This is a genomic window from Thalassotalea marina (assembly GCF_014656435.1).
Classification (GTDB): domain Bacteria; phylum Pseudomonadota; class Gammaproteobacteria; order Enterobacterales; family Alteromonadaceae; genus Thalassotalea_C; species Thalassotalea_C marina.
The window spans coordinates 1-26629 of the sequence record NZ_BNCK01000001.1; the positions used below are offsets into that span (position 1 = coordinate 1).

Genomic DNA, 26629 nt, shown 5'->3' on the forward strand with positions numbered 1-26629 from the left:
TAAGTAGCGTAGGTGTAGACGAAGCAGTAATACGGAACTACGTTGAGTATCAAGGTCGTAAGGATTCAGATCAACTCCGAATGGAGTTGTAACAGTAAGTACCCCGGGCATGCCCGGGGGAATCTACTCATCGATGAGCATGTTATTTAAAAAAGGCTTCATAGGAAGCCTTTTTATTATCTTCTTAATAATTCTCATCTGACAGGTGTCAAAATAAAGCTTGCAGTTTTACCTATCTGGATCTAAGTTATATCCACTGGTTAGACCTTTTGGATAAAATTATGCAACACAATTCAGCCTTTCCTCATTTACTCAGCCCGCTTGATTTAGGCTTCACGCAATTGAGTAATCGTGTATTAATGGGCTCCATGCACACCGGCTTGGAGGAAGAAAAAGGTGGTTTTGAAAAGCTGGCTGCATTTTATCAAGCTCGAGCCAAAGGTGGTGTAGGACTAATTGTAACGGGGGGTATCAGTCCTAATGCCCGCGGGCGTTTAGCGCCATTTGGCTGTCAGTTAAGTTACCCTTGGCAGGTCAACAAACACCGTATTGTGACTGAAGCTGTTCACCAATACCCAACCAAAATATGTCTGCAACTATTACACGCAGGTCGATATGCGTATCATCCCTTTAATGTTTCAGCCAGTAAAATCAAGGCGCCAATAAACCCGTTTACGCCCAGCGCCATGTCGGTTAGACAAATCAAATCAACGATAAAAGATTTTGCCTATTCAGCTAAATTGGCTGCTAAAGCTGGTTATGATGGCGTTGAAATTATGGGCTCAGAGGGTTATCTCATTAATCAGTTTAGCTGTGTTAGAACGAATAAACGTGATGATGAGTGGGGCGGCAGTATTGAAAATCGTATGCGTTTAGCTTGCGAAATTGTCAAAGCCGTAAGAGAAAAAGCAGGCAAAGAGTTTATTATCATCTTTAGACTTTCCATGTTGGATCTGGTTGAAGGTGGTAATGAATGGCAAGACATTGTAACCATGGCAAAAGCAATTGAGTCTGCTGGCGCAACCATTATCAATACTGGTATTGGTTGGCATGAAGCTCGTGTGCCAACCATTGCGACTTCTGTTCCAAGAGCAGCATTTACTTGGATTACTGAGCGCATGAAAAAGGAAGTATCTGTTCCTTTAGTGACAACCAATCGAATTAATACACCAGAAGTTGCGGAACAAGTCTTGTCTCAAGGACACGCTGATATGGTGTCTATGGCAAGACCATTTTTAGCTGATCCAGACTTTGTCAATAAAGCGGCCAATAATCACAGTGAACAAATTAATACCTGCATAGCTTGTAATCAGGCTTGTTTGGATCATGTTTTTAAGCAAAAACGAGCTTCGTGTTTAGTGAATCCACAAGCATGTTATGAAACAGAATTAAAAATTGAGCCTAGCAAAACAGCTAAAAAATTGGCAGTAATAGGCGCAGGCCCAGCAGGGTTAGCGTTTAGTGTTTATGCTTCGCAAAAAGGGCATAAAGTAACCTTGTTTGATCAACAAGAACAAATAGGTGGCCAGTTTAATATCGCAAAGCAAATCCCTGGCAAGGAAGAGTTTTATGAGACTCTGCGTTATTTTGATGTGCAGCTGAAACTACATCAAGTCAATGTGGAATTAGGAAGTAAAAAATCTGCTCAAGAGTTGATTGACTTAGGATTTGACGAAGTGGTTTTAGCCACAGGCATTGTACCAAGGCAGCTTAATATCCCAGGTTCAAACCATCAGAAAGTAAAGACTTACTTACAAGTAATAAGAGATAAAGTAGATATTGGACAAAAGGTTGCCATCATTGGCGCTGGTGGCATTGGTTTTGATGTAGGTTGTTACCTAGTTGAACAAAATGGTCTTTCAAAAAATTCAGAAGAATGGATGAAAGTATGGGGGGTAGATAAACAGTACCAGCAAGGTGGCGCTTTATTAAATGAAAAAACTAAGCATAAGCCTGAAAGAGAAATTTATTTACTACAGCGCAAAACAACTAAAGTTGGCGCAGGCTTAGGCAAGACCACAGGATGGATACACCGAACCACGTTAAAAGATAACGGCGTTACCATGTTGGCAGGTGTTAGCTACGAGAAAATTGATGATCAAGGTCTACATATTATTCAAGATGGCCAAGCAAAGCTTTTACCGGTGGATGACGTGATTGTTTGTGCTGGTCAAGAGCCTGAGCGAAGCTTATTGCAAACATTAACTGATGCAAATATACCAACACATTTAATTGGTGGCGCTGATGTTGCAGCTGAACTAGATGCCAAGCGGGCAATTCGACAAGCGTTAGAGCTAGCTATCACTATCTAACATAAGTACGACAAATAAGTAGCTAGAAACGCATTACTTCGTGATGAAACAAATTACTTAGTTTTCAGGTCATGTGTTGTTAATGAATAACAATGAACCGTGATTAAGGAAACTAATGTCTCAACTTTTATCACCAGTAATTACATTAGCCAATGCTATAAGATTTAAAACAAAGTTTCTCATTTTAGCGGTAATGTTTTATTTACCGCTTTTTATAACATCCTCTTGGATCATTGTTGAACAACAAAGGTTACTGACTCAATACCACCATGAGCTTGATGGCTTTTATTTAATCGAACGAGTCATGGAGTTAGAAAATAAAATCGCAGGTGTACGCTCCTCTTCGACAGATTTACCTACAGTGTCTTTACAACTTGATCATTTTTCAAAAGCACTTAGTGATTCTGTACTTTTTAATCAGCTGATGCCACAAGTCAGCTTGTTAACCAAACAATGGCAACAAGCTAAAAACCAATTAACGAGTGAATCGTTTACCACTTATCAAAGTCTTTACAGTAAAACATTGGCGCTAAGAGAAGACATTGCCGCGTTGAGTGGTTTGAGTCGAGAAAGTGATGCTAAAGCCTTCTATTTGTTAGAAATTGGCGAAAGTCGCTTGCCCAACTTAATCGAGTATCTAAAACGCTTTCAAGATTTAACAAACCTTGTGGTCACTGATGGATTTAATGCCGAGCGCTACACTGAAATGGTTGCGCAGCAAAATCGATTATTGGAAATTAACCATCAACTGGAGAAATCGCTCGAACAGCTTACCAGAGTCACAGATGGAGAGCTAAATGACTATATTCAGATCAATAATGAGCTTACCGCGCAAATAACCCGATACATAAACACTATAAATAACAAGGTGATTCAGCCAGATGAGGTTAGCATAACAATAGGTCAGTCACATCAACTAGCCAACAAAACGACTGAAAAAGTGCTTGCTTCAAAACAATTAACAAATGAATTGCTTACCTCTCGAATAGAACAACTAAAAAGTACAAGTCGGCGCAATCTAGCACTAGTTTGTATGATCATTATTTTAGTTATTGTTACAACAAGCTATTTATTGGTTGGTATTTATTGGTCACTTAAAACCAATGTGCAACAGATCAGAGCGGCTGCAGAGCGTATGGGAGAGGGCGACTTTTCAAAGCCGTTAAACATCAATACTTATGATGAGTTAGGTGACATTGGCCAGAGTTTTTCTTTAATGCAATCAAAAGTGAACCAGTTGCTGATGTTATTGCAAAATGATGTGGTAAATCTCAAGGCTGCGTCTGAAAATATTCACCAACTGACTGATACAATGCAAATTAACATTGCGTCGCAACAACAAGAAACCCATCAAGTTGCTCAAGCAGTAGGTCAAGTAACCGCCTCAGTGAACAACATTGCTGATCACACCGACGAGGCAAAAGGAGTTACCGATACCGCAAGTGAATATGTGCATCAAGGTCAATCTATCGTTGTTGATACCGCCCAAGCAATTACAGCGATTGCACAAGAAGTCAATCAATCAGCACAGGTTATTAATGAACTCGCTGACAACAGCACAAACATAGGCAGGTTTGTTGATGTCATTCGGGAAATTGCTGAGCAAACAAACTTGCTTGCCCTCAATGCGGCAATTGAAGCTGCAAGGGCTGGGGAACAGGGACGTGGATTTGCTGTTGTTGCTGACGAAGTCAGAACCTTGGCAAATCGAACACAAGAGGCAACAGCAGAGATCCAACGTATTATTACCGTTTTGCAAGCAGGTGCTGAGCAAGCCGTTATTGCTATGAAGCAAGGAGTCGACAAAGCAGATCTAGGTGTTGAAAAAACTCAACAAGTACAAGAGTCTTTTACCTTAGTTACGCAATCAGTAAAAAATATCGTACATGCCACTTTAGGTATTTCAAGTGCAGTAATACAACAACGAGAAATGGTGTTATCGATTGATAAAAACACTAACAACATAGCACTAGGCTCAGACAATATATTAAATGCTGCCAATGAAGCCGCGTTAGCTGGTGGACATTTATCTTCACTAGCAGATAACTTATCTAGTCAATTGCAACAATTCAGATTAGAAAATACTGGTTAGCATGTAGAAAAAAATTTGTAGTTATAGTGTAATGGCGGGCATGGAAAGTCAGAAAAATGGAATGAAATAAGCCATTATTAGGTTGAATATTGAATGATCTAAATTGTGTTAGCGTATCTGCTGACCACATAACTATATTAAAGAACCCTACAGACTATTATCAGCAAGTTCTTCATTTAATTGAACAAGCGCAAAATCGCATTGTGATAACTGCGTTGTATCTTGAAAATGATGAAGCAGGTCAGGATGTTCTTAAACGCTTGATCTGCAAAAAACAAGCAATTCCAACGTTAGATATTATTGTTTTAGTCGATGACCATCGGGCGCGTAGAGGCTTAATTGGTCACGACAAAGATGAAGGTAATCAAGCATTTTATCGCCAGGCGATAACAGAAGCTGGTGTTGATATAAAACTTTATGGTGTCAGAGTTAAATCAAAAGAATTGTTGGGGGTGATGCACTTAAAGGGCATGATCTTCGATGACACAGTCTTATATACTGGTGCCAGTATCAATAATGTTTATATGCATACCCAAAAACAGTATCGACTGGACAGATATTACACTATAGAAAACAAGTCACTAGCAGATAGCATGTGTCAGTTTGTAAATGACAATTTAATTGACACAAAGTTGGTACGCACATTTGACGAAGAATGTTCATTAACAAAAAGCCAGCTGAAAAAGCTGAGTCGTAAAACGTTTTATCGATTGAATAACTCACAATACCAAATTGAGCAACCGGAAGATAAAAAAGAATTAGTGATTTATCCTATTGTTGGCTGCGGTAGTAAAGGCAACGTATTAAATAAAACCTGTGTCGAATTAATCGAAAAAAGCCAGCGCAGTATTATGCTGATCACGCCTTATTTTAATTTTCCTCGTCCTATTGAAAAAGCGCTATCGTCGGCGCTTGCTAGGGGCGTAAAAGTTGAATTAGTGGTTGGTGATAAAAGAGCCAATGACTTCTTTATATGCCAAGAAAAACCTTTTCGAACAATTGGTATCATTCCATACCTGTATGAACACTTACTCTGTAGAATGTTAAAAAAGTGGCAACAGTTTATCGAAACTGGCGACTTAGCAATCCATTGTTGGCGACATGAGGCGAATAGCTTTCACGCTAAAGGAATGATTGTTGACGAAGAATATCATTTAATTACTGGCAGCAACTTAAACCCCAGAGCATGGCGCTTGGATTTAGAAAATGCGTTATTAATTCACGATAAACAGCAACAGTTGTTGCCTCGGGTAAGCCAAGAGGTAACTGGCATATTAGAACACACAATGCAGGTAAGGTGTGAAGACGATATTCGCCAAGTTGATGAATATCCTGACAAAGTATTGAAACTGTTAAAACGTATAAAAATGAGTCGTACTGACCACCTAATTAAACGTTTTTTGTAATGTTTACAATAACTATCAAGGCCGGTGTTAAGCCGGCCTTAATGTTTTTAGGTTATTGCTCTTTTGCTTGTTTTACAATGTCACGAACATCTTTTAGCAATGCTTTGGCATCGTAAACAATACCGTCTTTAATGGTGTAATTTACGCCACCAGAGCGTGTAGGTTTATTGTTGTCGTCAAGGCGGAAATGGCCTGTTCCATAAAGTACTTTAAAGTTACGTAATGGGTTTTCGCCAACAATTACCATATCTGCTTTTTTGCCAACACGAAGTGAGCCAATTTCATCTTCTAAGCCAAGTGCTTCCGCACCATTAATGGTTGCTGCTTGTATTACTTCTAAGGCATTAAAACCTGCTTCTCTTAAAAGCTCTAATTCACGGATATAACCAAAACCGTATATTTTGAAAATATAGCCAGAATCTGAGCCAGTTGTTACTCGGCCACCATGGTTTTTATAATCGTTAATAAACGTCATCCATTGTTGGTAGTTCTTTTTCCAAGCAATTTCATCATCGGTAGTCCAGTCGAACCAATATGAGCCATGTGCATATTTGTTAGGTTGGAAAAAATCCCATAACGTAGGTAAGGTATATTCTTTGTGCCAGTCAGCATTCATTTCGCGCATCAAATCTCTGCTAGCTTCATAAATGGTCATCGTCGGGTTGATGGTGAAGTCGAGTTTAATCAACTCATCACGTACTTGTTGCCATTTTTCGGTATCAGGTTTTGCTGCTTGATCCCATAAACGGCCAGCTTCACCGAAACGATTTTGTTCGTCATTATAATTGTAATCCGGTGAGTAGTTTTGAATATGTTGATGTTCAAACAAAGCCTCTGGTAAACCGTACCAATGTTCCATGGTTGTTAAGCCTAAACGCGCTGAGTCCACAACGTTCATATTGGTTACTTCAAGCTGTGCATGGTGCATCATTGAACCTAAACCTTGTTTTTTTGCTTCATCTAACGCTGCAGCCATGATTTTAGGAGGAGCACCAAAAAACTTAATGCCTTTGGCGCCACGTTTAGCTATGTTTTTAACCCATTTTCTTGCTTGTTCAGGTGTGGTGATAGGGGAGCTTTGTTCCATGCCAAAGCCAACGTATGGAATGATTCTCGGTGCTGCAATTGTGTTCTTTTCACTGCGTTTAACATGATCCATAACCCAATCAACACCATTAAAGCTGCCAGGTTCACGCACGGTTGTAATTCCGTGTGCCAACCATAATTTTAAAACGTATTCGGCAGGAATGTTATCCGCACTCCCACCAATATGGCCGTGCATATCGATAAAGCCTGGTAAAATATATTGGCCTTCGACATCTATTTCGAGATCACCTTCTTCGGCTTTAGGTCTATAGTTTGCTTTAATTGGCACGCCTGGGTTACCAACACTCACCATTCGAACGATACGATCATTTTCAATAACGATATCCATTGGGCCTCGTGCTGGGGCGCCTTCACCATTAACGACAATACCGCCACGCAATATTAAACGTTTATATGGGCCTTTACCGCTTTCTCTATCTGGAGCTTTTTTTCCAGGGCCTGCTATGACTGACAAGCTAATCAGGGTGCAAAATAGAACGATCAGTTTTTTCATTATTTTTCTCGTTGTTAAGAGGTATAAATCTGTTGAGCTGGGTTATATAACATCCATGACGTTAACACATATTTGTCGTTAGAAATTGGAATATTTCCTCTGTGTGTATGTGTAAAACCACAAGGAGCGATAATCATAGTGCCAGCTTCGGGTTTTATTGATTTTTCTTGATAAAAGAAGTCGGTTTCACCACCTTCGGCAACATCGTTTAAATAAATAATAAACAACAATACTCGATGTAATGCGTCGTTATGGCCAGGTTGTGGAAATATTTCAGAGTGCCAATATTGGTAATTACCTTGTTGTTTATTATATTTTTGCGCATTAATTGGCGCTAACCGAAATAAATAGCGTACCAAATTAAACAAATTTGGTTTAGCGACTTCTTCAAAGTTTTCTTGCGTCAATTGCACCGGTTTTTTGGTAACAGGATGTTCTAATGTCAACGAAATTGAGCTAATTAAGCTGAAGTAATATTTGTTGATGTATTCCAATAACCTATTGGTACAAGCTTGTGTTATGGTATTTAGTGATTGCTGAAATTCTGGGTGTTGATTCAAATATATGTCTTGACTTATTTTCTTCGATTCATCTACGCCGCCACCTGTGCGACCAGCAGTTTTATGTGGACTTTGTTCAAACGAGGCGATAAATTGCTGGCAAAATTCTGGTGTTAATGTTTGCGGATATATTTCGATAAAATCGGTCATAAATCTAAAAAAACCGTTGGTTGTTATTTAACACTAGTGTAATCAGTTTTAACGCACCATTTCAATGAAGAGAATACTATGTCTGATAAATACTTTACTGACACATTTAAGCCTAGGTTTAGTGATACTGACGGTTTAGGCCATATTAACAATACAATGGTGCCTGTTTGGTTTGAAGGGGCAAGAGATGAGATTTTTAAGTGGTTTACGCCTGATTTAGATTTAACTAAATGGCGCTTAATTTTAGCAAAAATTGATGTGTCGTTTATCGCGCAGATGTATTACGAATATGAAATGGAAGTACGAACTTACATTGGCCGCATAGGTGGTTCATCTTTTGATGTTTACCAAGAGATTTGGCAGCGAGATTCCTTAGTCGCATCAGGTACTGCCGTTATGGTACATTTTGACTATCAAGCGCAAAAAGCGGTAAAAATACCGGAGGATATTGTTGAAAAAATGACGGAATATCTAAAGAAATAAAATTGGAACTATCACATCGCAAAGGGCGATGTTAGAATGGATCTCTTAACTGTTAAACCTGAATAAAGTAGTGTGTGTTAGCGCTTAATATACTGCTTTATTGTCAATAACTTAAACGTGTTGACCCAAATTAGAAAGTGAGATTAATACATGGCCAGTCGTGGGATAAATAAAGTCATCATCGTTGGAAATTTAGGGCAAGACCCTGAAGTGCGTTTTATGCCAAATGGCAGCGCAGTTGCCAATTTTACCGTTGCAACCTCAGAAACATGGAAAGATAAACAAACTGGCGAGCAAAAAGAAAAAACTGAGTGGCATCGCATCGTGATTTATCAACGTTTAGCGGAAATTGCTGGCGAATATCTAAAAAAAGGTTCAAAAGTTTACATTGAAGGGCGCTTACAAACGCGCAAGTGGCAAAACCAACAGGGACAAGATCAGTATACTACTGAGATTGTTGCTAATGAGATGCAAATGTTAGACTCTCGTGGTCAAGGTGGTATGTCACAGGGTGGTGGTTTCCAACAACAAGCACCTCAACAGCAAGGTGGTTATCAGCAACAAGCAGCTCAACAGCCAGCTTATCAGCAGAGTGCGCCACAACAGCAGCATCAACAATCTGCTCCACAACAAAGCTACCAACAGCCTCAGCAACAACACAGTGGCGGCTATCAACAACCACAGCAACAAAGTGGCGGTTATCAACAACCACAGCAACAAAGTGGTGGTTATCAGCAACAGAATCAATCAAATGCTAAGGTAAACCCTCAAGAGCCAACAATTGATTTTGATGACGATATTCCGTTCTAAATAACATAAAATTATTTTTAAAAGCCGCTATTAAGCGGCTTTTTTTATATGTATTTAATTAACTGTAATAACCAAGATATGTTTTTTTAATTGCCAGCCAAAAGTCGTCGTTCTTTTGCCGTAGGGCTTATTTTCACCCATCTAAATAGGTACATAATAGTTATTTTGGTTATGCCGCTTGTTACCGCCAGTACCAATAAAGGCCAGCCTTGATTGATTCCCATACTTAAAGCAAATGCAACGGTGGAAACATCCATCATTAAAATAAATTGGCTCATTTTTAGATTTACTGCACCAGTACGACCAGATGAAATAATCATTTTTATTTGGTGGTAGTAACCTTGTGCAATCAATGCCGAAACAATCAGGATGATGGAGGTAGAGATCAGTTTTGTGCTGTCTGTGACGGTGCCCGCAAAAACCAACCCTAATGTCGCGAACAACAAACAGAGGCTACATACAGCAGCACTTACCTTAGCACTACGAGTTTTGCGATCTCGCATTATCTCAAACAAAATGCATAAAACGATAATGGAAGCAATCAGTCGTGGCCAAACAATATAATGATTAAATGGCGTAATCGAATAACCATAAACAAAAAATGATAAGTAAGCTAAAAAACTTACCGTGAATTGGTTTAGGGAAAGTAGCTCAGTTGGTGCTTTCTTTAGGGTTTCATCATCTTTCCTAAACCAAATTGTCCGCAATTGAGATATCACTCCTAGCACACTGATAGAAATAAATGCCGTATTTATTGCGCCAAAAAAGTCGTAATAGGTTAACAAAGCTTTCCCTTTTGTATTTGCTGTTGTCTGAGGGAATTGATGTTAATACCGTTGGACTATAGAGATGTAATTTATTTTATTTATTATCGATATTGCCCGTGAAATTTTGTTTTTTCATGGGGTTACATGATAAGTTTCATGTTATTTATTATTGAATAGGCTGGCCTACTTTTAGGCACACTATCTATTCATAAAACAGGATATCAAAGCATGAATACTGTTGTAGTCGACAATGAAAAAGTTATTCCTAATAAGATTGTATGTATTGGGCGTAACTATGTTGAACATATTCAAGAGCTGAATAATGAAGTACCGAGTGAAATCGTCGTATTTAATAAGCCAAATTCAGCGATCGGTGAGAGATTAATCTCTTTCCATCAAGAGCCTATCCACTATGAAGCGGAACTGTGCTTTTTGATTAGGAATGGCAAATATCACGCAGTGGGTTTGGGGTTAGATTTAACCAAGAGAGATTTACAAAGTAAATTGAAGCTGAAAGGTTTACCCTGGGAGCGTGCAAAAGCATTTGATAATTCAGCGTTATTTACTAAGTTTATAGTATTAGATGAATTGGAAGTTAACGCTTTGTCGTTTCAATTGTTAATTGATGATCGTGTAACACAAGAAGCAAATATCGAATTAATGATGTCTCAACCAAACGTTATTCGCGACTTTTTAGCGAGCTATACTCAATTGCAAGATAACGACATCGTAATGACTGGTACACCGAAAGGAGTCGGAGTGGTTAACTCAGGTAGTGAGTTTGTATTAAAGTTGTTTAGCAAAAACCTGCTTTTGTTAGAGCAGAGTTGGCAAGCAGAGTAAGTTTAGCGGCTTTGACGTAAAATTTTTGTAAAGATTTATCAAGTTTTTGATCATTTGTTTGCGATAGATTAAGAAAAGCCTAAATATTTTTTAAACTAAAATTTATCTGAGTAAAATAGGGCTGTTTTACTCTTTAACTCGTTCGAGATGATTTTATGCAAATGACATTAGCGAAAAAAATAAATTTGGCGTTAGTAACCTTCGCCATTTTGTTTTTAACAACTACCATGGTTTTTTTCTATCATGACGAGCAGGAACTCAGTAAAACCTTTGTTAAACAGAATCTAGAATCGTTAGCATTAAATTACTTTGATTCAGTTAATACCATGATGCTAACGGGCACAATTGCTAACCGTCAAATTATTCAACAAAAAATCCAAAGTCAGCCCTCCATCGTAGAAGCTAGAATTCTACGAGGCGAAGCTATCAACAAAACCTTTGGTCCTGGATTTGCCGATCAAGCACCAACTAATCAGTTTGAACGTGATGGTTTGGCGGGTAAAAAGGCATTCGACTTCATAGAGCGAGATGGAAAGCGGATGATTAGTTTTATCAGCCCTATTGAAGCTAGTGCTGATTACCGGGGAACCAATTGTTTAGCTTGTCACCAAGTTCAAGAAGGGGAAGTTTTAGGCGCAGTAAAAGTAACGTATGACTTGTCAGGTGTTGAGAAAGAAATCCGTAAGTCAATTACACAAGCCGGTGTGCTTCAACTTATCATTACGGTTGTTTGTTTTACTTTACTCAGTGTTACTTTTAACAAATTGGTTCTTTTTAGGTTAAAACGCTTACGTAATACCATCAATGAAGTGGAACAAAACTTAAACTTAAATAAAGAAATCAAAGTGAATTATCACGATGAGTTAGGTGCTGTTACAACTGCTCTTAATAAAATGATGGCAAGGTTTAAAACCAGTTTTGTTTCTGTGTCAGATGCCTCAAATCGATTGATAGAATCAGCAACACAAGTTGATGAAATTTCTAGATTAACTCGTGAAGCTGTGCTTAACCAAAAAAATGGCACCGACTCTGTAGCTGCGGCAATTAATGAATTAGATGCTAGTGCAGATGAAGTCCAGCAGAATACTGAAAGTGCAGCACAAAAATCAGTAACTGTCAGTGAACACGCAAAATCAGGTTTAACTTTGGTCGAGGGCGCCAAAGAGGGCATTTACCAATTGCGTGATCAAGTTATTCAAAACACTGACATGATCACTGAGCTTAACAATAAGACTCATGAAGTTGGTACGGTTCTAGAGATGATAACCGCCATTGCCGAACAAACAAACTTGTTGGCATTAAATGCCGCCATCGAAGCCGCTAGGGCTGGCGAACAAGGACGAGGCTTTGCCGTTGTAGCGGATGAGGTAAGATCGCTGGCTACAAGAACACGAGAGTCAATCGATCAAATTCAGACAACTATTTTGGCGTTGCAAAATGACGCAAATAATGCCGTAACTTCGATGCAACTTGCCAGTCAACAAGCAAATGAAAAAGCGGAAGATGTCACTAATGTTGCCGGGTTATTGGTTGAAATTACGGCGCAAATTGCAGAGCTTGATGAACTAAACTGCCAAATTTCAAATGCAGCTAAACAGCAAAACTTAGCAGCGGAAGAAATTAACCACAATGTAACTAACATTAGCGATATTGCAGAACAATCTAGTGAAGATGCTATTCGTGGTAAACAGATCAGTGAGCACTTGCTCGAGCTTGCCTATCAATTAAATGAGCAGGTATCACAGTTTAAACTGTAAACCATCGACATAGCTCAACAGGTTTTGAAAGAGCAAGTTTAATACTTGCTCTTTTTTTGGGTTTTAGTGATTGCGCCCTGGAATATCGTTGAGGTAGCTTTCAATGGCGCCTCGTTTTTGCATGGTAATGAATATTTGTTTACCATCTTCACCGCCAAAGGCTATATTGGTTGGGTGTTGTCCTGTAAGTTTTATTGTCTTTTTTAACTCGCCTTGAGGGGTAATAACGGCAATTTCACCTGCACCATAACGAGCAACATACAAATTACCCTGTTTGTCGGTGCGCATACCATCCATACCATGATCGTCAAAATGATAAAACAATGCCTTATCGGTTACATTTCCCATGTCATCTAACTGATATCGCCAAATGTTACGTTGCACGCTTTCATTAACATATAATGTTTTATTATCAGGACTGACTTCAACACCATTAGTTGTCCCCATATTGGCTTCTAATAGCACTGTGCTGCCATCGGTGTTGATTCGCCATAAATTCCCTGTGTTGTTGCTCCAGTTAGGATCACTGGCGAACAAAATACCATTGTCCATGATAGCAACATCATTTGGTTGGTTCATTTTGGGGTTGTGTGCGTAAACCTCAAGTGATTTTTTCTGAGAATTAAAACGTAGGACATTGTGATTAACATAATCAGCAATATACATATTGCCTTGTTGGTCAAAGCGAATACCGTTGCCGATAGAGCCGTTTTCCAATGTTAGATACACTTCTGCCTTGCCTTTGCCGAAAACTCTTCCAATGGTGCCTTGTTGTTTGAAGTTTACGGCAAATAAATCCCCGTCTTTATTTACCGCAGGACCTTCTACACCTTGTGTGAAGGAATTATTTGGCATCCAGTCGGTGGTATCAGAGGTGATTGTCATTGTACTGGCAGCAAATGGAATTGCCGACAACATAAAAATTGCACTTTTAATCATAAATATAATTCTTTTATCCTTTTAAAATTACATTACCACACAATACTATTTGTGATAGGAATTTTAGGTTATAAGTAATTGGTTTTTATACAGTTGGTATAGTGCTTGATGAGAAGTACATATATTTTAGTTATTAAAAAACCTCCCGTAGGAGGTTTTGTCGTAGTAAAGGATCATCGGCATTTAGTAATAAGTATCTTCTCTGTTATGCGCTTGAGGATCTTCGATGATTTCGTCGAAGTTTACTTCGAAGCTATTGTTATCATCTATATTGGCCATATAGATGGTTCTAGTTGAGCCATCTATCCATGTAACTGTACCACTTCCTTTCTTACTACCACATTTCATACCAATGTGAATATCATTAAACTCCATAGTTCCTCCTCAAATGCTGTCGGATACAGCACAATCGTTAGACTTACAATTTAAAAATAGGTTCCAATAAGCTAACAGTTGCATAAAAAATATGCAGCGGAATATTTATTATAGGGAGAAGAATTATTTGGTCTAGTAGCTATTAAGGTAAAAACTCTATACCAAGAATAGTTTTACGGCTAGCCCCCGTAACTTCTGGTATGTGATTATAGATTTTTTTGTCATAAGCGTAGGCAAGCCATGCAAATGCCATAGCTTCGAACGCTTGATTATTCAGGTTTAGTGAATGAATTGTATTTACAGAATGATTACTAAGGTTATGATTTATAAGCTTATAACATGGGGTGTTGTTAATTCCACCACCGCATAAATATACGAAACCTTTCGGGCTTAGTTGTGCCACTGCATTGGCAACAGATGTCGCAGTTAATGCGACTAATGTTGCCTGAATATCATGTGCAGAGTATTCAGTTACCTGAAATTGGTTGAGCCAATCTATATTAAAATATTCTCTACCAGTACTTTTGGGAAATGGCAGAGAGAAATAGCTATCCGCTAGCATTTGATCCAATAACGCTGGGATAATTTGCCCTGTGGTTGCCCACTCACCATCTTTGTCGTACCGGTTGCCCGTATGCATATAGCACCATGCATCTAATAAAGCATTTGCTGGGCCTGTATCAAAACCAACAACAGGTTGAGCTTTATCTGCTGGCAAATAAGTGACATTAGCAATACCACCTAAATTTACGATAAAGGTGTCTTGTTGCGCCTGTTCAAATAGAAAGTGATGAAACGCTGGTACTAATGGAGCACCTTGGCCGCCAAGCACCATATCTTTAGTTCTGAAGTCGCCAATAACACGTATCTGGCTAAGACATGCTAAGGTTTGATTACAACCTATCTGTAAAGTAAAGCTGTTTTTGATAGTGTCAAAAGGTTCTGGGCGGTGACGTATTGTTTGCCCATGATTGCCAATTGCTATTACTTCACTTGGCTGAATATTTTCAGCATTTAATAACGCTTGAACAGCTTGATGGTAAAAATGTGCTAATTCAACGTTTAAGTCCCATGCTCGGTCAATTTCATTATCATCAGGCTGATATAAACTTGTTACTGCATGATGTAAATTATCTGGATAAGGATGAAAGTGATGGGCAATCAGCTCGCAGGCCTGAGAAGGTTCAGTAGACTGGTTAAACTTAACTAGCGCTATATCGGCACCATCAGCGCTAGTACCTGACATAATGCCGATATAATATTGTTGTGTCATTAAGGAGCCTGTGTTGCTTTTTCTTTTACTGGATTTAACGCTAACCTAGAACCAGCAAGGTCATTGAGGCGTTGACGAGCGATAATATTAAAGCTTGCTCGCTCACTTTTAGCGATTGGCTCAGCATCAGGCAAAGTTACTGTTCTTGGATTACGATGTACGCCATTGACTAAAAATTCATAATGAAGGTGTGGCGCCTCTGACATACCGGTTGAGCCGACATACCCAATTACTTGACCTTGTTTGACTCGTTGACCTTGTTTAACTGCACGTTTTGAAAAGTGTAAATACTTGGTCACAATACCATTGCCGTGTTGGATAAATACATAATGACCATTGTATTTATTGTAAGTAGAGTGAGTAACTTTTCCGTCACCAGAAGCAACAACAGGTGTACCTGTATTTGCTCGATAATCAGTGCCACGGTGTGCTTTCCAACGTTTTTGGATAGGGTGAAAACGTTTAGGCTTAAAGTTAGAGCTAATATATTTAAACTCAACCGGTGCTCTTAAGAATGCTTTACGCATACTATTGCCTTCAGGCGTGTAGTAGCGACCATCATTGTGTCGAATCGCCTGAAATACCTCTCCTTGGTTAATAAACTCAGCAGCCAAAATATTACCAGTGCCAATGTACTCACCGTCAACATATTTGCTTTCATAAACCACGTGGAAGGTATCACCTTTACGAATATCTAACGCGAAGTCGACGTCCCAACTAAAAATATGAGCAAGATTTATAATTTGATTATCATTTAACCCTGCAGATACACCAGCGGTCCAGAAGTTTGAGTTGATACTGCCTTGAGTAACATATTCTCTGATTTCAACTTCTTTGGTTAACATATCAGTGTGATAACCTTTGTCAGTTAGTTCAACCAACAAAGTTTGGGTCTTAGAGATAGGGTATTCAATGAATGCTAATTCACCATCAGCGTTGTTGCTAAATCTTAAGGTATCGCCAACGTTTATTTTCAACAGTTGCTTACGGTAATCACCAGAAGCTTTTGTAAGCTTATACGTAGTTTGAGCGCTATAGCCCAAACGTTTAAGAATTTTTGCCAACGAATCGCCACGTTTAACCTTTGCAGTTTGCCATTGTCGACTTTCTTGTTCGGGTTCTACATCATCACTTGGATTTTGTGTCTCAGAACTAACTGTCTCGGTCGTGTCTTCATAAACCAGCTGCTGTGGTAAGTCTAGCTGATAACGTTCGCCAACTTTTAATGCCGTTGCATTATTTTGACGGCTTGCACTAGCCTTTTCGGATGGGATTAACATCAAAATTAGTAAAATTAAGCTCGTACTGTATAAGAGAGCTTTGTGCTGATTAGGCAACTCTTTATAAATTTTTTTAATGTTTTTCAATGGAGTACGACTCTTACTGCTGGTTAAAATATAGATAGCCTGCACCACTATAACAAAATATTGTACGGATAAACAATCTTGGGGATTTCACCAAGGCTATATTTGCTATAGAATTCGGCTCTTATTTTGTAAAAATTTATTGATCAATTGGAGTCACACCCATGTCAGATGTCAGCCAAGCGTTTGCTGAAATTAAACGCGGAGCCGAGGAAATCTTGCTTGAAGATGAGTTGCTGGAAAAGTTAAAGGAAGGCAAGCCACTAAAAATTAAAGCGGGCTTTGATCCAACAGCGCCAGATCTTCACTTGGGTCATACTGTATTGATCAATAAGCTGCGCCAGTTTCAGCAACAAGGACATGAAGTCATTTTCTTAATTGGTGACTTTACCGGTATGATCGGCGACCCAACAGGTAAAAACGTAACACGTAAGCCGTTAACCAAAGAAGATGTTTTGGCCAATGCTGAAACGTATAAAGAACAAGTATTCAAAATCCTAGATCCAGAAAAAACACGCGTCGAATTTAATTCGACTTGGATGGAGAAACTTGGCGCCGCCGGTATGTTAAAGTTAGCATCACGCCAAACGGTTGCTCGTATGATGGAGCGTGACGACTTTAAAAAACGTTATGCTGGCGGTCAGTCGATTGCAATTCACGAATTTATGTACCCATTAGTCCAAGGCTGGGATTCAGTGGCACTTGAATCAGATGTTGAATTAGGTGGAACCGATCAAAAATTCAACTTGTTGATGGGACGAGAGTTACAAAAGGGTGAAGGGCAGCGTCCACAAACGGTATTAATGATGCCATTACTGGAAGGTTTAGACGGCGTACAAAAAATGTCTAAGTCTTTAGGTAACTACATTGGTATTACAGAGTCGCCGTCAGACATGTTTGGCAAAATAATGTCAATTTCTGATGATTTGATGTGGCGTTACTATCAATTACTTAGCTTTAAGCCTTTAGAGGAAATTGAAGGATTTAAAAAGCAAGTAGACGAAGGTGCAAACCCGCGTGATGTAAAAATTGCGCTAGCTAAAGAAATTATTGAACGTTTTCACGATCAAGCGTCGGCGGAAGCAGCACATCAAGAATTTATTAACCGTTTCCAAAAAGGGGCTATCCCTGACGAAATGCCTGAATTTACCTTTGAAACTAATGGCGAAGGTATGGCTATTGCGAATTTACTTAAAGAAGCTGGTTTAGTGGGAAGCACATCAGAAGCTTTACGTATGATCAAGCAAGGTGCAGCTAAAATTGAAGGTGAAAAAGTTACTGACAATAAGCTACAGGTAGCTGTTGGTAGTGAAGCGGTATACCAAGTTGGTAAACGTAAGTTTGCCAGAGTTACTGTAAAGTAATTATTGGCTTTTACATAAAGCAAAAAAAGCAGTATTTAATACTGCTTTTTTTATTTCTTTCAGTCTGCGTTTGATTATTTTAATACTTTCATTGTCGATTTTTTTTACAATCAGAGTACTTTTAGAACTCAAATCGTCTTTATCTTAATGAAAAACATGGTTTTATTTATGTTGGAATACAATATGCTAATGTTATAGATCTCGATATATTAGATGGTGAGTTGGGGTTTAGGTAATTAACATGGCACAGCAACGACAAAGAGATCCTTTGATAGAACGCAGGCATTTTGACGCTGCACATCAGGACTTGTGGTCAGAATTGACGTTAGCACAAAAGTTTTCAGCCAGTAGCCTTTTAAAGTATGGCTATGAACTTGCCTTTATTCGACACTCCTCCAAAGGCAATGTCGCTTTTATGACATTTGAAAGTAATGTCACCACCATTGATATTGATGGTGCTTTAGATACTTTGCCAGATATTAAGTTGCGTTAGTGGGCATTGATAATTTAGGTTTAAATTTTATTTCAATTTAATGCATTTTGTCTTGGGTAGCCGCACTGCGTTAGTGTGCTATTAACAAGCTGACAAGTTCAACTCACCCTAGTTTAAGGCCTTGTTTTTCTCTACTGTTCAGGTAGGCTAAGTATACGTTTTTGTTTGCAATTATCCTTATGCGTACCAAGATTAGTCTAGCTTTGCTTAGTATTTTTTTGCTCGTTTCATGTTCAACTGGTCCTCAATTTCGCGTTAATTATTTGCAGTCCTTTGATTTCTCATCCATAGAAAGCTACAGCCTTTATGGCAGAAATTCTCCGTTTAGCGAATTACAGAGTATTAGTGATGTAACACGTAATAGTATTGAGATTGCTATTGAAAATGGTTTTGACGCTCTAGGCTATCGCTACCAATTACTTGAAAGTGCTGATGTCGTCATTGGTTATCACATCGTTAATCGTGCAAAAGAGTTGAGGGCCTATAATCGCAGTGTTCGTTATTGTCGAGTATGCCTTCCCAATAGCAATACAGAAAAAAGCAACAGTAAAACTGCGAGCACTGGCAGTTTGATCATCGACATTATTAACCTAGAAAACAATCGTACTGTTTGGCGCAGTGTTAGCCAACTTAAACTAAAAGATAACGACAACAGTCTTGAAGTTCAGGAAAAACTGGAAAAAAACATTTTGGCGATGTTAGAAAATTTGCCAAGATCATAAATATTATTTTGCTTAGTTTGAATGGCGCTTTATTTAACACTTTTCTAGTGCAATAGATAAAAATAACAAAATTGCATTTACATGGTATTATTTACCTAACTCAATTTTTTAATCGCTATGATATGAATTTCCCAAACGATGAAAGCGGACAAGTACTAGCTGAAATGCATGCTGCTGGTATTGATTTAACAACATCTCATCAAGTTACCTTTTTTCAATTATTCGAAAAAAAGGAACAAGCTCAAGCAATGGCCGAGCACCTGCAAGCTAATGCGCCACATATTGACTGTCACCTCCACCCAGATGAAACTCCTAACGTTTGGGACTTAGATTGCACTGTGTCCATGATCCCCGATTATGAACTGATCATTGCCCAAGAAGCTGAATTTGAAAAGTTAGCGAATAAATTTGAAGGCTATAATGACGGCTGGGGCATTGAAGCCTAAAACCTCTTCTTAAGAAGTGTTTGCATTTTTAAGTATTCTGCTTACAAAAGTGAACACTTTCCTGACACTTGAATAACAGTTTCAACGGAACTTTTTTATCATAATGTGCTTTATTCAAAATACGTTATGGAAAAACAACATGAAATTTAACAGCAGACTTTTTAGTTTAATGCTTATTGCAGCATGCTTGTCTTCTGCTACTTTGGCAGAGGAATTCACTAAACAACACACCATGGGATTACAAGCCGGTGGTGGAGGCGTCAAATTCAAAGGAAAAGACTCTGATGGTCAAGGGGTAGGCAATTCTTACTGGTATTATAACTACAAATTTTTAGAGCATTTTTCAGGTGAAGTTGGCTTAATGACTGCAACTGACATCGATGATTGGGAATGTACCAAAATTAACGGTGTGTTTGATTGTCGAACTGATGAATCAGATGACTTTGAATTGCCGTACGATAATTTTGAGTTAGGCGCTTTAATTCTAGCTGTTAAAGGTGAGTTTAAAATAACTAAACGCAATAGTTTTTACGGCAAGATCGGTGCTTCGTTTTACGATTACCAATTTGACGTTGAAAGGAAGGAAGTCATTGATGAAAACGGCACGGGCTTGTTTTTAGAAGCGGGTTGGCAGTACCGTTGGGATAATGGCTTTGGGATCAATTTTGGTTTACAAAAACATGACATGGGTGATCTTGAATACGACGTAGCTAATTTAGGTGTTAACTACGTGTTTTAATTTTTATTCTGAATTTCCTTCTTTATCAATAATTTGAAAGGCAGGTAGTGATACCTGCCAATAAATAGCAGCTAAGCGCAGTGTCAGTGCACCGGAAACAGCCGATATTGTTGCCACATTTTCACTAAAGCCAAAATAACTTAGAAATACAAATAAAATACCACCAAGCATTGCTGCTAACGCATATATTTCCTGTCTTAGGATCATTGGAATCACGTTACACAATACATCGCGGATCATGCCTCCTGCTACGCCAGTGATTGTGCCCATCACAATAGCAACACTAACAGGAGCTCCCAGTTTAATTGCTTTGGCTGTGCCTAAGACTGCAAAAAGTGCTAAGCCAAAGGCATCTGCCAATAATAAAAACCTTTTAGGGATGCGTTTTGGTCTTCTGATCAAGGCAATGGTAAGTAGCGCTGTCGTTAAAATAATGTACAAATAAATGGGACTTGCTACCCAAAATACCGTGGTGCCAAGAATTACATCACGGATGGTACCTCCGCCAATCGCTGTAACAGCGGCAAGAACAACAACACCAAATGGGTCAAGTTGATAGCGGCCAGCCATTAAAGCACCAGATAAGGCGAATACGATGACGCCGAATATATCGAGGAAGTAGAGTAGGTCAGTCATTTAGTTTTTACTGTTTAACAATAGGAAGTTGTTTTTTCTGCCAGCCAATAAAGTCACCTTCTAGGTGCTTAACTTTTGAAAAACCTTGCTCGGTTAAAACAGCTTCCGCCACTTTAGCTCTTCTTCCCGAACGGCAATGAACAATGACCATGTCATGTTTAAAGCCTGAAAGTTCTTCTAAACGCTGTGCAACTTCATCGTGAGGGATATTAATCGCACCTGCTAAGTGACCTTGTGAAAACTCCTCGGCTGATCTGACATCTAAAATAACATGGCGTGGTTTTTTCTCCGCCTGCTGAATGCTAACCAATTGCTCAGCAGTTATTGGTGTCACTTCATTTGCAAATGCAGTGACAGTGGTAAAGATTAGCAAGCCAATCACTAATATATTTTTCATCTTATATTTCTCCAGTTTACCTAGTAGGAATAATAGCCAATACAACAACTATACAAATTAAACTGCCCAAAGCTAATGTTTTAACTAAATTTAGCTGCCCAATGGCGTGGTTTATGTCGTCGGTGTTTGGCATCCTAGCATTACCATTAAACTCTATAGCCCTTTGTTTTTCGCCCTCATACATGGCAACACCACCGAGTTTAACATTAAGTATCGATGCCAACGCCGCTAGCGCAAGGTTATTGTTTATACTAAAAATAACAGCGCTAAATGATGTCATTTTGCTAATTCTAGGGCGAGTAATATTCACCAAAAATAACACAGTGGTATATAGGCGTGTAGGTAACCATAAAAGCCATTGAGTACACCAATTAGCAAAAAAGCCAAAGGGCTGAAAAGTTTTTAGTTTTAAATTCCAACAATGATGCATATCAATCAAGATACGTGCAGATAAGGCAAAATAAGGACCCAATAACAAAAAATAGAATGCAATGGAAAATTGATGCTGGAGAAAGCGAGACTGCAACATTTCAATACAGGCTTTGTGCATACCTAAAAAAGTAAGCTGTTTTACATCTCTTAGTACCCAGGGTGCTAATTGTTGCCGAGCTTGATCTTTAAGATGCTTTTGTGAGCTTAAACTAATATTTTTTGCCGCTTTTACGTGGCCAAAACTACCAAGTGATAAGTAGAGTAACAGGGCATGCCAAATGATATTAAGCTCTACATAACTTTCAAAAAGCCAGAGAATGATCATCACAGGAACAATAGTAATTAAACAGGCGATAAAGCCGGCGATCTTTCTTTGTTGATTGCTATTATTAGGCTTGTTAACTTTCCTCGATAACTGCTGGCAATAAAAATGAAAAAAGCTCAAACCAGTGTTTGAGCTTAAATGTGTTATCAGGCTTTTAATGGCTATTACTAACAATAAAACAACAATGTCTAAGCCTAGAGGAGGCAGGTTATTAATAATATCCATAAATGCTTAATTTAGTTAATTGTTTTACCTTTTAACTCTTCTAACATATTCATTACTAATTGCGAAGAGTTTACTGATGCTGTTTCCAAATATGCTTCGAATGACGTTGGTGACTCCTTTCCTGCAATGTCAGACATTGATCGAATCACAACAAACGGTGTATTGAGCAAGTGACAAGCTTGAGCAATTGCAGCGCCTTCCATTTCAACAGCAGCCATTGATGGGAAGTTTTTTCGTGCTTTAGCGATGTCATCATCTTTAGTCATAAATGTATCGCCAGTGGTAATTAACCCTACTAATGAGTGAATGCCATTAAGTGAATTAATCCCTGCTTTAGCTGCCTCAACTAATTGAGGGTGAGCTATATAAGCCGCAGGATTAGCCGGTAATTGTCCTACTTCATAGCCAAATGCCGTTACGTCAACATCATGATAACGTACCTCGCTGCTGACCACGATATCACCAACGCTTAGCGATTGATCAAAGCCGCCGGCAGAGCCAGTGTTTACAACATATTGAGGTGAAAATTCTTGAATCAAAAATGCTGTTGCCAAGGCGGCAGCTACTTTGCCGATACCTGATTGTACAATGACAACGTTTGTGCCATTTAATTGGCCTTGATAAAACGTATAACCGCCAATAGTAGTGGTTTTTGAATCAGTTAATTTGTCTTTTAAAATGGCAACTTCTGGCTCCATTGCGCCAATAATACCTACGGTCATGGTTAGGCCTTTAATGTTTAAAATAAATAGTTACTTAGTATACTTGATACTTTAAAAGAAAGGGCAGAATTCTTTGAATAGGTAATAGGGTTTTAAATAGAGCTGTAGAAGAGCCGATACGGCTCTTCTGTCAAAGAATTAATGTGGTAATGCTGCGACGCGAGGATTGGGTAGCTTGGCTGGTGTTGCAGCTCTCGCTGCGGTTGAACTTATCACACCAGAGGGAATTTGTGGCTGACGAGGTCGCGCTTTCACCATTGGAGCAGGAATGACTTTTCCTTTAAATTTAGGCTCTGGTAACTTTTGGGTAAACAAACGAGTATTGATACAGGTTCTGATCTCATCTACCGAGTATGTCGCCTTCACCTTGATTCTCAGATGAGGAATTGCCGCTGCTTCTAAAGCACCACTAACAAACCAATCTTTTTTAATCTTGTAGCCTTTACCTTGCGTGTCAACCAGATCGATAACACCAAACAACTTCATCGAATTACGTTCACATATCGCGAAATCGACATATTTTGTTTCTGCATTGTTTTTAGCAGCTTGTGCTGCACGCTCTGATACGCCATTTCGAATAGTGACGATATCAGATAGCTTTACCCTGTTGATAACGCGATACTCATCACCAACGGCTTGTTCTAACAAGTGCTGAAAATTCTTTTCTGCGCCAGTAAAAACAGTCGCTTTTTTCTCAAATGGAAATGGAAAACTATTGTCGTTTAATCGATTGGCCAATAAAGCAACGATGACGATCAAACTGATCATGGCAAATAGAATCAGTTCCATAATACTCTCCGAACTTACAAATTTTTGACGTTATTTGATTTCGAAAAGTACTTTGCATTTATTGTGCCATTTGACGCTTTTAGTTAAACACCCCAAGGTTTTGCCAAATGATAAAGACTGCCATAGGGAGTAAAAATAAAGCAAAGCCTGTTTTTAACTTTTGTCCTGAAATTTTGTTGGCGATAAGGTTGCCAGAGAAACTGCCTAAAATGCCAAGAATAGTAACTAATCCAATAACCTGCCAATCAAGCGACAATGACTCTTGTGATAACACATCTAAGTATTTATAGAAGCCTGCAAAAGACTTTAGGAATATAATGACTAAACTGGTAGCAACGGCTTGATGCATTGACAAACCAGCCAGTAATACTAATGCTGGAACGATAAGAAAACCGCCGCCGACGCCAACAAAACCTGTCAGTACACCAACCAGTAATCCATCGAGTAAAATTTTTGAATTTTTTCTCTCTTCAACCTTTGCAAGCGCTACTTGCTTTTTGGGCTTAAGCATAAAAAATGAAGCCATTAACATAACAACTGCAAAGGTGATTAGCTGTACTGCGCCGGTGACAAACTGTGAGAAAAATGCGCCACCGTATGTACCTATCATGCCAGGGATTCCAAACCAAACAACACTTTGCCAATGCGTTTGTTTTTTCAATATATAAGGAATTGCACCAACCAGAGCAATTAAACCAACAATGGCTAATGAACCAGCGATAGCAACGCGTTCAGGCTGGTCAAATAAGTAAAGTAAAACAGGGACTGTCAAAATAGAACCGCCTGAACCTAATAACCCTAAGCTGACGCCTATGGCAATTGCACCTAACCATGCTGCTATTGAAAAGCTCATAATTTTCTCTCTAGTTTTCTGGACAAAACAATTCGTGTAGCACTTTGAGTAAACTCAGTACTTGTGGGTTCTTCACTAAGTAATAAATGGTTTGAGATTCTCTTCTTGTTTCTACAACTTGCTCTTTGCGTAACACCGCCAAATGTTGTGAAAGGGCGGATTGGCTTAAATTAATGTGATCATTAAGCTCAGACACTGACATTTCTTGATTCATTAATGTACACAAAATCAATAGCCTATTTTCGTTTGCTAATACTTTGAGTAAACCAGCTGTGTCTTTGGCTGCGCTTTTAAAAGCTTCTATATCGTTCAAGTTGATCTCTGCATATTGTAATTTCTACTCTTTTATTTATATCAGAAAAACCTAATTAAGCAAATGCTAAATTAGCATTGACTAATATAATGTTCCTGCATAAACTAGTTAAAAATGATATCAATTGAGGTGGAATATGAATCCCGTCGTTATCGACTTTTACCACGCTGTTAGTGGCACATTCAGTTACCTTGTTTTCGATCCCGAAACACGTATAGGTGGAATCGTTGATCCTGTACTTGATTTTGACATGGCATCAGGTGGTGTTAGTTATGAAAGTGCTAATCAAATTTTGGCGATTGTCGCAGAGAAAGATTTGCATATTGAATGGGTTCTAGAAACACATGCTCATGCTGACCACTTGACCTCTGCTCAATACATAAAACATAAAACAGGGGCAAAAGTAGCAATTGGCCGAGGGATCACTAAAGTACAGGCGACCTTCAAAGGTATCTACGACTTAGCTGAAAGCTTTAATGTTGAAGGTGAACAATTTGATCATTGTTTTGACGATGGCGATAAATTTACTATCGGTAATTTAACTGTTCGTGTAATGGCGACTCCTGGCCATACCAACGATAGTGTCACTTATATCATCGGTGATGCTGCTTTTATTGGCGACACTATGTTCCACCCTAAAGTTGGCACCGCACGATGTGATTTCCCCGGTGGAGATGCCGCAACCCTTTATCAGTCTATTCAGCAGATATTATCTTTACCTGAAAACACACGCTTGTTTTTATGTCATGACTACCCGGAAGAAGGGCGTGAAGCGACTTGTGAAGTTTCTATTGCCGAACAAAAAGCCCAAAATATCCATGTAAACGATGGCTGTTCTGAGCAAGATTTTATTCAATTTCGCACATCGCGAGACAGTCAACTTGCGGTTCCTCATCTTTTGTACCCCTCTGTCCAAGTCAATATTGCTGCTGGGCATTTCCCTGATGCAGGTGCAAACGGTACTGTTTATTTAAAAACACCTATTACCTTTAAGAAAAAAGGAGACCAATAATGGATTGGTTTACACCATTTCTACCCGCGTTGTTTGGTGGGATCTTGATTGGTTTATCTGCCTTATTGCTACTGTTAGCATTGGGTAGAATAGCCGGTATCAGTGGAATTCTTGCGAATTTACTGTTTGGTAAAGATAAAAAAGATTTTTCATGGCGATTAGTGTTTGTTGCCGGTTTGATCCTTGGCGCGGCTATTTTTCAAAATATAGCACCGCAAGCTTTACCATTTAGAGAATCCCCTTCGACCTACATTATCGCAATTGCTGGCTTTTTAGTCGGTTTTGGCACTTATATTGGTAGTGGCTGCACAAGTGGCCATGGCGTTTGTGGTATTGGTCGATTTTCTGTTCGTTCTATCGTAGCCACTGTCGTGTTTATGCTGGCGGCAATTATCACTGTCTATGTTGTAAAAGGTTAAGGGGAACATTG

Annotated in this window: 28 protein-coding genes; 14 read left to right on the forward strand and 14 right to left on the reverse strand. The window is 38.9% G+C overall.

The features are described 5' to 3' along the window. Positions 1–281 precede the first annotated feature (281 nt). From IE199_RS00005 to pssA, 3 genes are all read left to right on the forward strand, one after another. Complete coding sequence (locus tag IE199_RS00005; protein ID WP_189766671.1) at positions 282–2312, forward strand: NADPH-dependent 2,4-dienoyl-CoA reductase; 2031 nt, start codon at positions 282–284, stop codon at positions 2310–2312. 115 nt (positions 2313–2427) lie between these two features. Beyond that, a complete protein-coding gene (locus tag IE199_RS00010) occupies positions 2428–4404 on the forward strand; it encodes a methyl-accepting chemotaxis protein (protein ID WP_189766672.1) in 1977 nt (658 codons plus the stop codon). An 89-nt stretch (positions 4405–4493) separates the two neighbouring features. Further along, complete coding sequence (gene pssA / locus IE199_RS00015; RefSeq protein WP_189766673.1) at positions 4494–5810, forward strand: CDP-diacylglycerol--serine O-phosphatidyltransferase; 1317 nt, start codon at positions 4494–4496, stop codon at positions 5808–5810. Positions 5811–5862: 52 nt separating this feature from the next. Here pssA and IE199_RS00020 read toward each other — a convergent pair whose 3' ends face one another. Both IE199_RS00020 and IE199_RS00025 read right to left on the reverse strand, forming a co-directional pair. Next, the gene (locus tag IE199_RS00020) at positions 5863–7410 is read right to left on the reverse strand and encodes an amidohydrolase family protein (RefSeq protein ID WP_189766674.1); all 1548 of its coding nucleotides are present in this window, start codon (positions 7408–7410) and stop codon (positions 5863–5865) included. Between the two features lie 14 nt (positions 7411–7424). Further along, positions 7425–8120 (reverse strand): 2OG-Fe(II) oxygenase, encoded by a 696-nt coding sequence (locus IE199_RS00025; RefSeq protein WP_189766675.1) that lies wholly within the window; start codon positions 8118–8120, stop codon positions 7425–7427. A 78-nt stretch (positions 8121–8198) separates the two neighbouring features. Here IE199_RS00025 and IE199_RS00030 point away from each other — a divergent pair, with 78 nt between their 5' ends. Both IE199_RS00030 and ssb read left to right on the forward strand, forming a co-directional pair. Further along, on the forward strand, positions 8199–8603 hold the full coding sequence (locus tag IE199_RS00030) for an acyl-CoA thioesterase (protein ID WP_189766676.1): 405 nt from the start codon (positions 8199–8201) through the stop codon (positions 8601–8603). Positions 8604–8753: 150 nt separating this feature from the next. Next, positions 8754–9413, forward strand: coding sequence for a single-stranded DNA-binding protein (gene ssb / locus IE199_RS00035; RefSeq protein ID WP_189766677.1), 660 nt, complete (start codon positions 8754–8756; stop codon positions 9411–9413). A gap of 86 nt (positions 9414–9499) precedes the next feature. Here ssb and IE199_RS00040 read toward each other — a convergent pair whose 3' ends face one another. After that, complete coding sequence (locus IE199_RS00040; RefSeq protein ID WP_189766678.1) at positions 9500–10198, reverse strand: hypothetical protein; 699 nt, start codon at positions 10196–10198, stop codon at positions 9500–9502. 210 nt (positions 10199–10408) lie between these two features. On the opposite strand from IE199_RS00040, the gene IE199_RS00045 reads away from it, so the two are divergent. Then, complete coding sequence (locus tag IE199_RS00045; protein ID WP_189766679.1) at positions 10409–11023, forward strand: fumarylacetoacetate hydrolase family protein; 615 nt, start codon at positions 10409–10411, stop codon at positions 11021–11023. Between the two features lie 155 nt (positions 11024–11178). Next, positions 11179–12780 carry a methyl-accepting chemotaxis protein gene (locus IE199_RS22130; protein ID WP_189766680.1) on the forward strand — a complete coding sequence of 534 codons (1602 nt, stop codon included), beginning with the start codon at positions 11179–11181 and terminating at the stop codon, positions 12778–12780. A gap of 63 nt (positions 12781–12843) precedes the next feature. On the opposite strand, the gene IE199_RS00055 is transcribed toward IE199_RS22130, so the two are convergent. The 4 genes from IE199_RS00055 to IE199_RS00070 form a co-directional block, all read right to left on the reverse strand. Then, positions 12844–13719 carry an SMP-30/gluconolactonase/LRE family protein gene (locus IE199_RS00055; RefSeq protein WP_189766681.1) on the reverse strand — a complete coding sequence of 292 codons (876 nt, stop codon included), beginning with the start codon at positions 13717–13719 and terminating at the stop codon, positions 12844–12846. A gap of 183 nt (positions 13720–13902) precedes the next feature. Beyond that, positions 13903–14067, reverse strand: a complete 165-nt coding sequence (locus IE199_RS00060) for a hypothetical protein (protein ID WP_229854429.1) — start codon at positions 14065–14067, stop codon at positions 13903–13905. 169 nt (positions 14068–14236) lie between these two features. Next, positions 14237–15367 (reverse strand): anhydro-N-acetylmuramic acid kinase, encoded by a 1131-nt coding sequence (locus IE199_RS00065; RefSeq protein ID WP_189766683.1) that lies wholly within the window; start codon positions 15365–15367, stop codon positions 14237–14239. Beyond that, the gene (locus IE199_RS00070; RefSeq protein WP_189766684.1) at positions 15367–16647 is read right to left on the reverse strand and encodes a peptidoglycan DD-metalloendopeptidase family protein; all 1281 of its coding nucleotides are present in this window, start codon (positions 16645–16647) and stop codon (positions 15367–15369) included. Before IE199_RS00070 ends, IE199_RS00065 begins: the two co-directional genes overlap by 1 nt. A gap of 248 nt (positions 16648–16895) precedes the next feature. Between IE199_RS00070 and tyrS the strand changes: the two genes are divergently transcribed. The 5 genes from tyrS (at position 16896) to IE199_RS00095 (ending at position 20495) form a co-directional block, all read left to right on the forward strand. Further along, on the forward strand, positions 16896–18095 hold the full coding sequence (gene tyrS / locus IE199_RS00075; RefSeq protein ID WP_189766685.1) for a tyrosine--tRNA ligase: 1200 nt from the start codon (positions 16896–16898) through the stop codon (positions 18093–18095). Between the two features lie 241 nt (positions 18096–18336). Continuing rightward, a complete protein-coding gene (locus IE199_RS00080; RefSeq protein WP_229854431.1) occupies positions 18337–18588 on the forward strand; it encodes a hypothetical protein in 252 nt (83 codons plus the stop codon). A 179-nt stretch (positions 18589–18767) separates the two neighbouring features. Beyond that, entirely contained in the window at positions 18768–19310 is a 543-nt protein-coding gene (locus IE199_RS00085) for a DUF4136 domain-containing protein (protein ID WP_189766686.1), read from the forward strand. A gap of 122 nt (positions 19311–19432) precedes the next feature. Then, entirely contained in the window at positions 19433–19756 is a 324-nt protein-coding gene (locus IE199_RS00090; protein WP_189766687.1) for a ribonuclease E inhibitor RraB, read from the forward strand. A gap of 139 nt (positions 19757–19895) precedes the next feature. Further along, positions 19896–20495: an outer membrane beta-barrel protein gene (locus tag IE199_RS00095; RefSeq protein ID WP_189766688.1), complete on the forward strand. Its 600-nt coding sequence runs from the start codon at positions 19896–19898 to the stop codon at positions 20493–20495. 3 nt (positions 20496–20498) lie between these two features. On the opposite strand, the gene IE199_RS00100 is transcribed toward IE199_RS00095, so the two are convergent. The 7 genes from IE199_RS00100 to IE199_RS00130 all read right to left on the reverse strand — a co-directional run bounded on the left by IE199_RS00100 (position 20499) and on the right by IE199_RS00130 (position 25187). After that, positions 20499–21131 (reverse strand): trimeric intracellular cation channel family protein, encoded by a 633-nt coding sequence (locus IE199_RS00100; RefSeq protein ID WP_189766689.1) that lies wholly within the window; start codon positions 21129–21131, stop codon positions 20499–20501. Between the two features lie 7 nt (positions 21132–21138). Beyond that, on the reverse strand, positions 21139–21528 hold the full coding sequence (locus IE199_RS00105) for a rhodanese-like domain-containing protein (RefSeq protein WP_189766690.1): 390 nt from the start codon (positions 21526–21528) through the stop codon (positions 21139–21141). A gap of 16 nt (positions 21529–21544) precedes the next feature. Further along, positions 21545–22510 carry a cobalamin biosynthesis protein CobD/CbiB gene (locus IE199_RS00110; RefSeq protein WP_189766691.1) on the reverse strand — a complete coding sequence of 322 codons (966 nt, stop codon included), beginning with the start codon at positions 22508–22510 and terminating at the stop codon, positions 21545–21547. 11 nt (positions 22511–22521) lie between these two features. After that, positions 22522–23232: a 5'-methylthioadenosine/S-adenosylhomocysteine nucleosidase gene (gene mtnN, locus IE199_RS00115; protein ID WP_189766692.1), complete on the reverse strand. Its 711-nt coding sequence runs from the start codon at positions 23230–23232 to the stop codon at positions 22522–22524. Between the two features lie 138 nt (positions 23233–23370). After that, positions 23371–24021 carry a DUF2726 domain-containing protein gene (locus IE199_RS00120; protein WP_189766693.1) on the reverse strand — a complete coding sequence of 217 codons (651 nt, stop codon included), beginning with the start codon at positions 24019–24021 and terminating at the stop codon, positions 23371–23373. Between the two features lie 79 nt (positions 24022–24100). Beyond that, positions 24101–24874 carry a sulfite exporter TauE/SafE family protein gene (locus tag IE199_RS00125; RefSeq protein WP_189766694.1) on the reverse strand — a complete coding sequence of 258 codons (774 nt, stop codon included), beginning with the start codon at positions 24872–24874 and terminating at the stop codon, positions 24101–24103. Positions 24875–24884: 10 nt separating this feature from the next. Continuing rightward, the gene (locus IE199_RS00130) at positions 24885–25187 is read right to left on the reverse strand and encodes an ArsR/SmtB family transcription factor (RefSeq protein WP_229854433.1); all 303 of its coding nucleotides are present in this window, start codon (positions 25185–25187) and stop codon (positions 24885–24887) included. 136 nt (positions 25188–25323) lie between these two features. Here IE199_RS00130 and IE199_RS00135 point away from each other — a divergent pair, with 136 nt between their 5' ends. Both IE199_RS00135 and IE199_RS00140 read left to right on the forward strand, forming a co-directional pair. Next, positions 25324–26199, forward strand: a complete 876-nt coding sequence (locus IE199_RS00135) for an MBL fold metallo-hydrolase (RefSeq protein WP_189766695.1) — start codon at positions 25324–25326, stop codon at positions 26197–26199. Continuing rightward, positions 26199–26618, forward strand: a complete 420-nt coding sequence (locus IE199_RS00140; RefSeq protein ID WP_189766696.1) for a YeeE/YedE family protein — start codon at positions 26199–26201, stop codon at positions 26616–26618. The genes IE199_RS00135 and IE199_RS00140 overlap by 1 nt, the downstream gene beginning before the upstream one ends. Positions 26619–26629: the final 11 nt, after the last annotated feature.

Excerpts from the sequence above, each read along its gene's own strand:
- IE199_RS00065 (WP_189766683.1), bottom strand. The coding sequence starts at position 15,367 with ATGACACAACAATATTATATCGGCATTATGTCAGGTACTAGCGCTGAT.
- IE199_RS00085 (WP_189766686.1), top strand. The coding sequence starts at position 18,768 with ATGCGTACCAAGATTAGTCTAGCTTTGCTTAGTATTTTTTTGCTCGTT.
- IE199_RS00095 (WP_189766688.1), top strand. The coding sequence starts at position 19,896 with ATGAAATTTAACAGCAGACTTTTTAGTTTAATGCTTATTGCAGCATGC.
- mtnN (WP_189766692.1), bottom strand. The coding sequence starts at position 23,232 with ATGACCGTAGGTATTATTGGCGCAATGGAGCCAGAAGTTGCCATTTTA.
- IE199_RS00135 (WP_189766695.1), top strand. The coding sequence starts at position 25,324 with ATGAATCCCGTCGTTATCGACTTTTACCACGCTGTTAGTGGCACATTC.
- IE199_RS00020 (WP_189766674.1), bottom strand. The coding sequence starts at position 7,410 with ATGAAAAAACTGATCGTTCTATTTTGCACCCTGATTAGCTTGTCAGTC.
- IE199_RS00025 (WP_189766675.1), bottom strand. The coding sequence starts at position 8,120 with ATGACCGATTTTATCGAAATATATCCGCAAACATTAACACCAGAATTT.
- IE199_RS00045 (WP_189766679.1), top strand. The coding sequence starts at position 10,409 with ATGAATACTGTTGTAGTCGACAATGAAAAAGTTATTCCTAATAAGATT.
- IE199_RS00110 (WP_189766691.1), bottom strand. The coding sequence starts at position 22,510 with ATGGATATTATTAATAACCTGCCTCCTCTAGGCTTAGACATTGTTGTT.
- IE199_RS00105 (WP_189766690.1), bottom strand. The coding sequence starts at position 21,528 with ATGAAAAATATATTAGTGATTGGCTTGCTAATCTTTACCACTGTCACT.
- IE199_RS22130 (WP_189766680.1), top strand. The coding sequence starts at position 11,179 with ATGCAAATGACATTAGCGAAAAAAATAAATTTGGCGTTAGTAACCTTC.
- IE199_RS00120 (WP_189766693.1), bottom strand. The coding sequence starts at position 24,021 with ATGGAACTGATTCTATTTGCCATGATCAGTTTGATCGTCATCGTTGCT.
- IE199_RS00100 (WP_189766689.1), bottom strand. The coding sequence starts at position 21,131 with ATGACTGACCTACTCTACTTCCTCGATATATTCGGCGTCATCGTATTC.
- IE199_RS00125 (WP_189766694.1), bottom strand. The coding sequence starts at position 24,874 with ATGAGCTTTTCAATAGCAGCATGGTTAGGTGCAATTGCCATAGGCGTC.
- IE199_RS00055 (WP_189766681.1), bottom strand. The coding sequence starts at position 13,719 with ATGATTAAAAGTGCAATTTTTATGTTGTCGGCAATTCCATTTGCTGCC.
- IE199_RS00070 (WP_189766684.1), bottom strand. The coding sequence starts at position 16,647 with ATGTTAATCCCATCCGAAAAGGCTAGTGCAAGCCGTCAAAATAATGCA.
- ssb (WP_189766677.1), top strand. The coding sequence starts at position 8,754 with ATGGCCAGTCGTGGGATAAATAAAGTCATCATCGTTGGAAATTTAGGG.
- IE199_RS00090 (WP_189766687.1), top strand. The coding sequence starts at position 19,433 with ATGAATTTCCCAAACGATGAAAGCGGACAAGTACTAGCTGAAATGCAT.
- tyrS (WP_189766685.1), top strand. The coding sequence starts at position 16,896 with ATGTCAGATGTCAGCCAAGCGTTTGCTGAAATTAAACGCGGAGCCGAG.
- IE199_RS00010 (WP_189766672.1), top strand. The coding sequence starts at position 2,428 with ATGTCTCAACTTTTATCACCAGTAATTACATTAGCCAATGCTATAAGA.
- IE199_RS00005 (WP_189766671.1), top strand. The coding sequence starts at position 282 with ATGCAACACAATTCAGCCTTTCCTCATTTACTCAGCCCGCTTGATTTA.
- IE199_RS00080 (WP_229854431.1), top strand. The coding sequence starts at position 18,337 with ATGGCACAGCAACGACAAAGAGATCCTTTGATAGAACGCAGGCATTTT.
- IE199_RS00140 (WP_189766696.1), top strand. The coding sequence starts at position 26,199 with ATGGATTGGTTTACACCATTTCTACCCGCGTTGTTTGGTGGGATCTTG.
- IE199_RS00030 (WP_189766676.1), top strand. The coding sequence starts at position 8,199 with ATGTCTGATAAATACTTTACTGACACATTTAAGCCTAGGTTTAGTGAT.
- IE199_RS00060 (WP_229854429.1), bottom strand. The coding sequence starts at position 14,067 with ATGAAATGTGGTAGTAAGAAAGGAAGTGGTACAGTTACATGGATAGAT.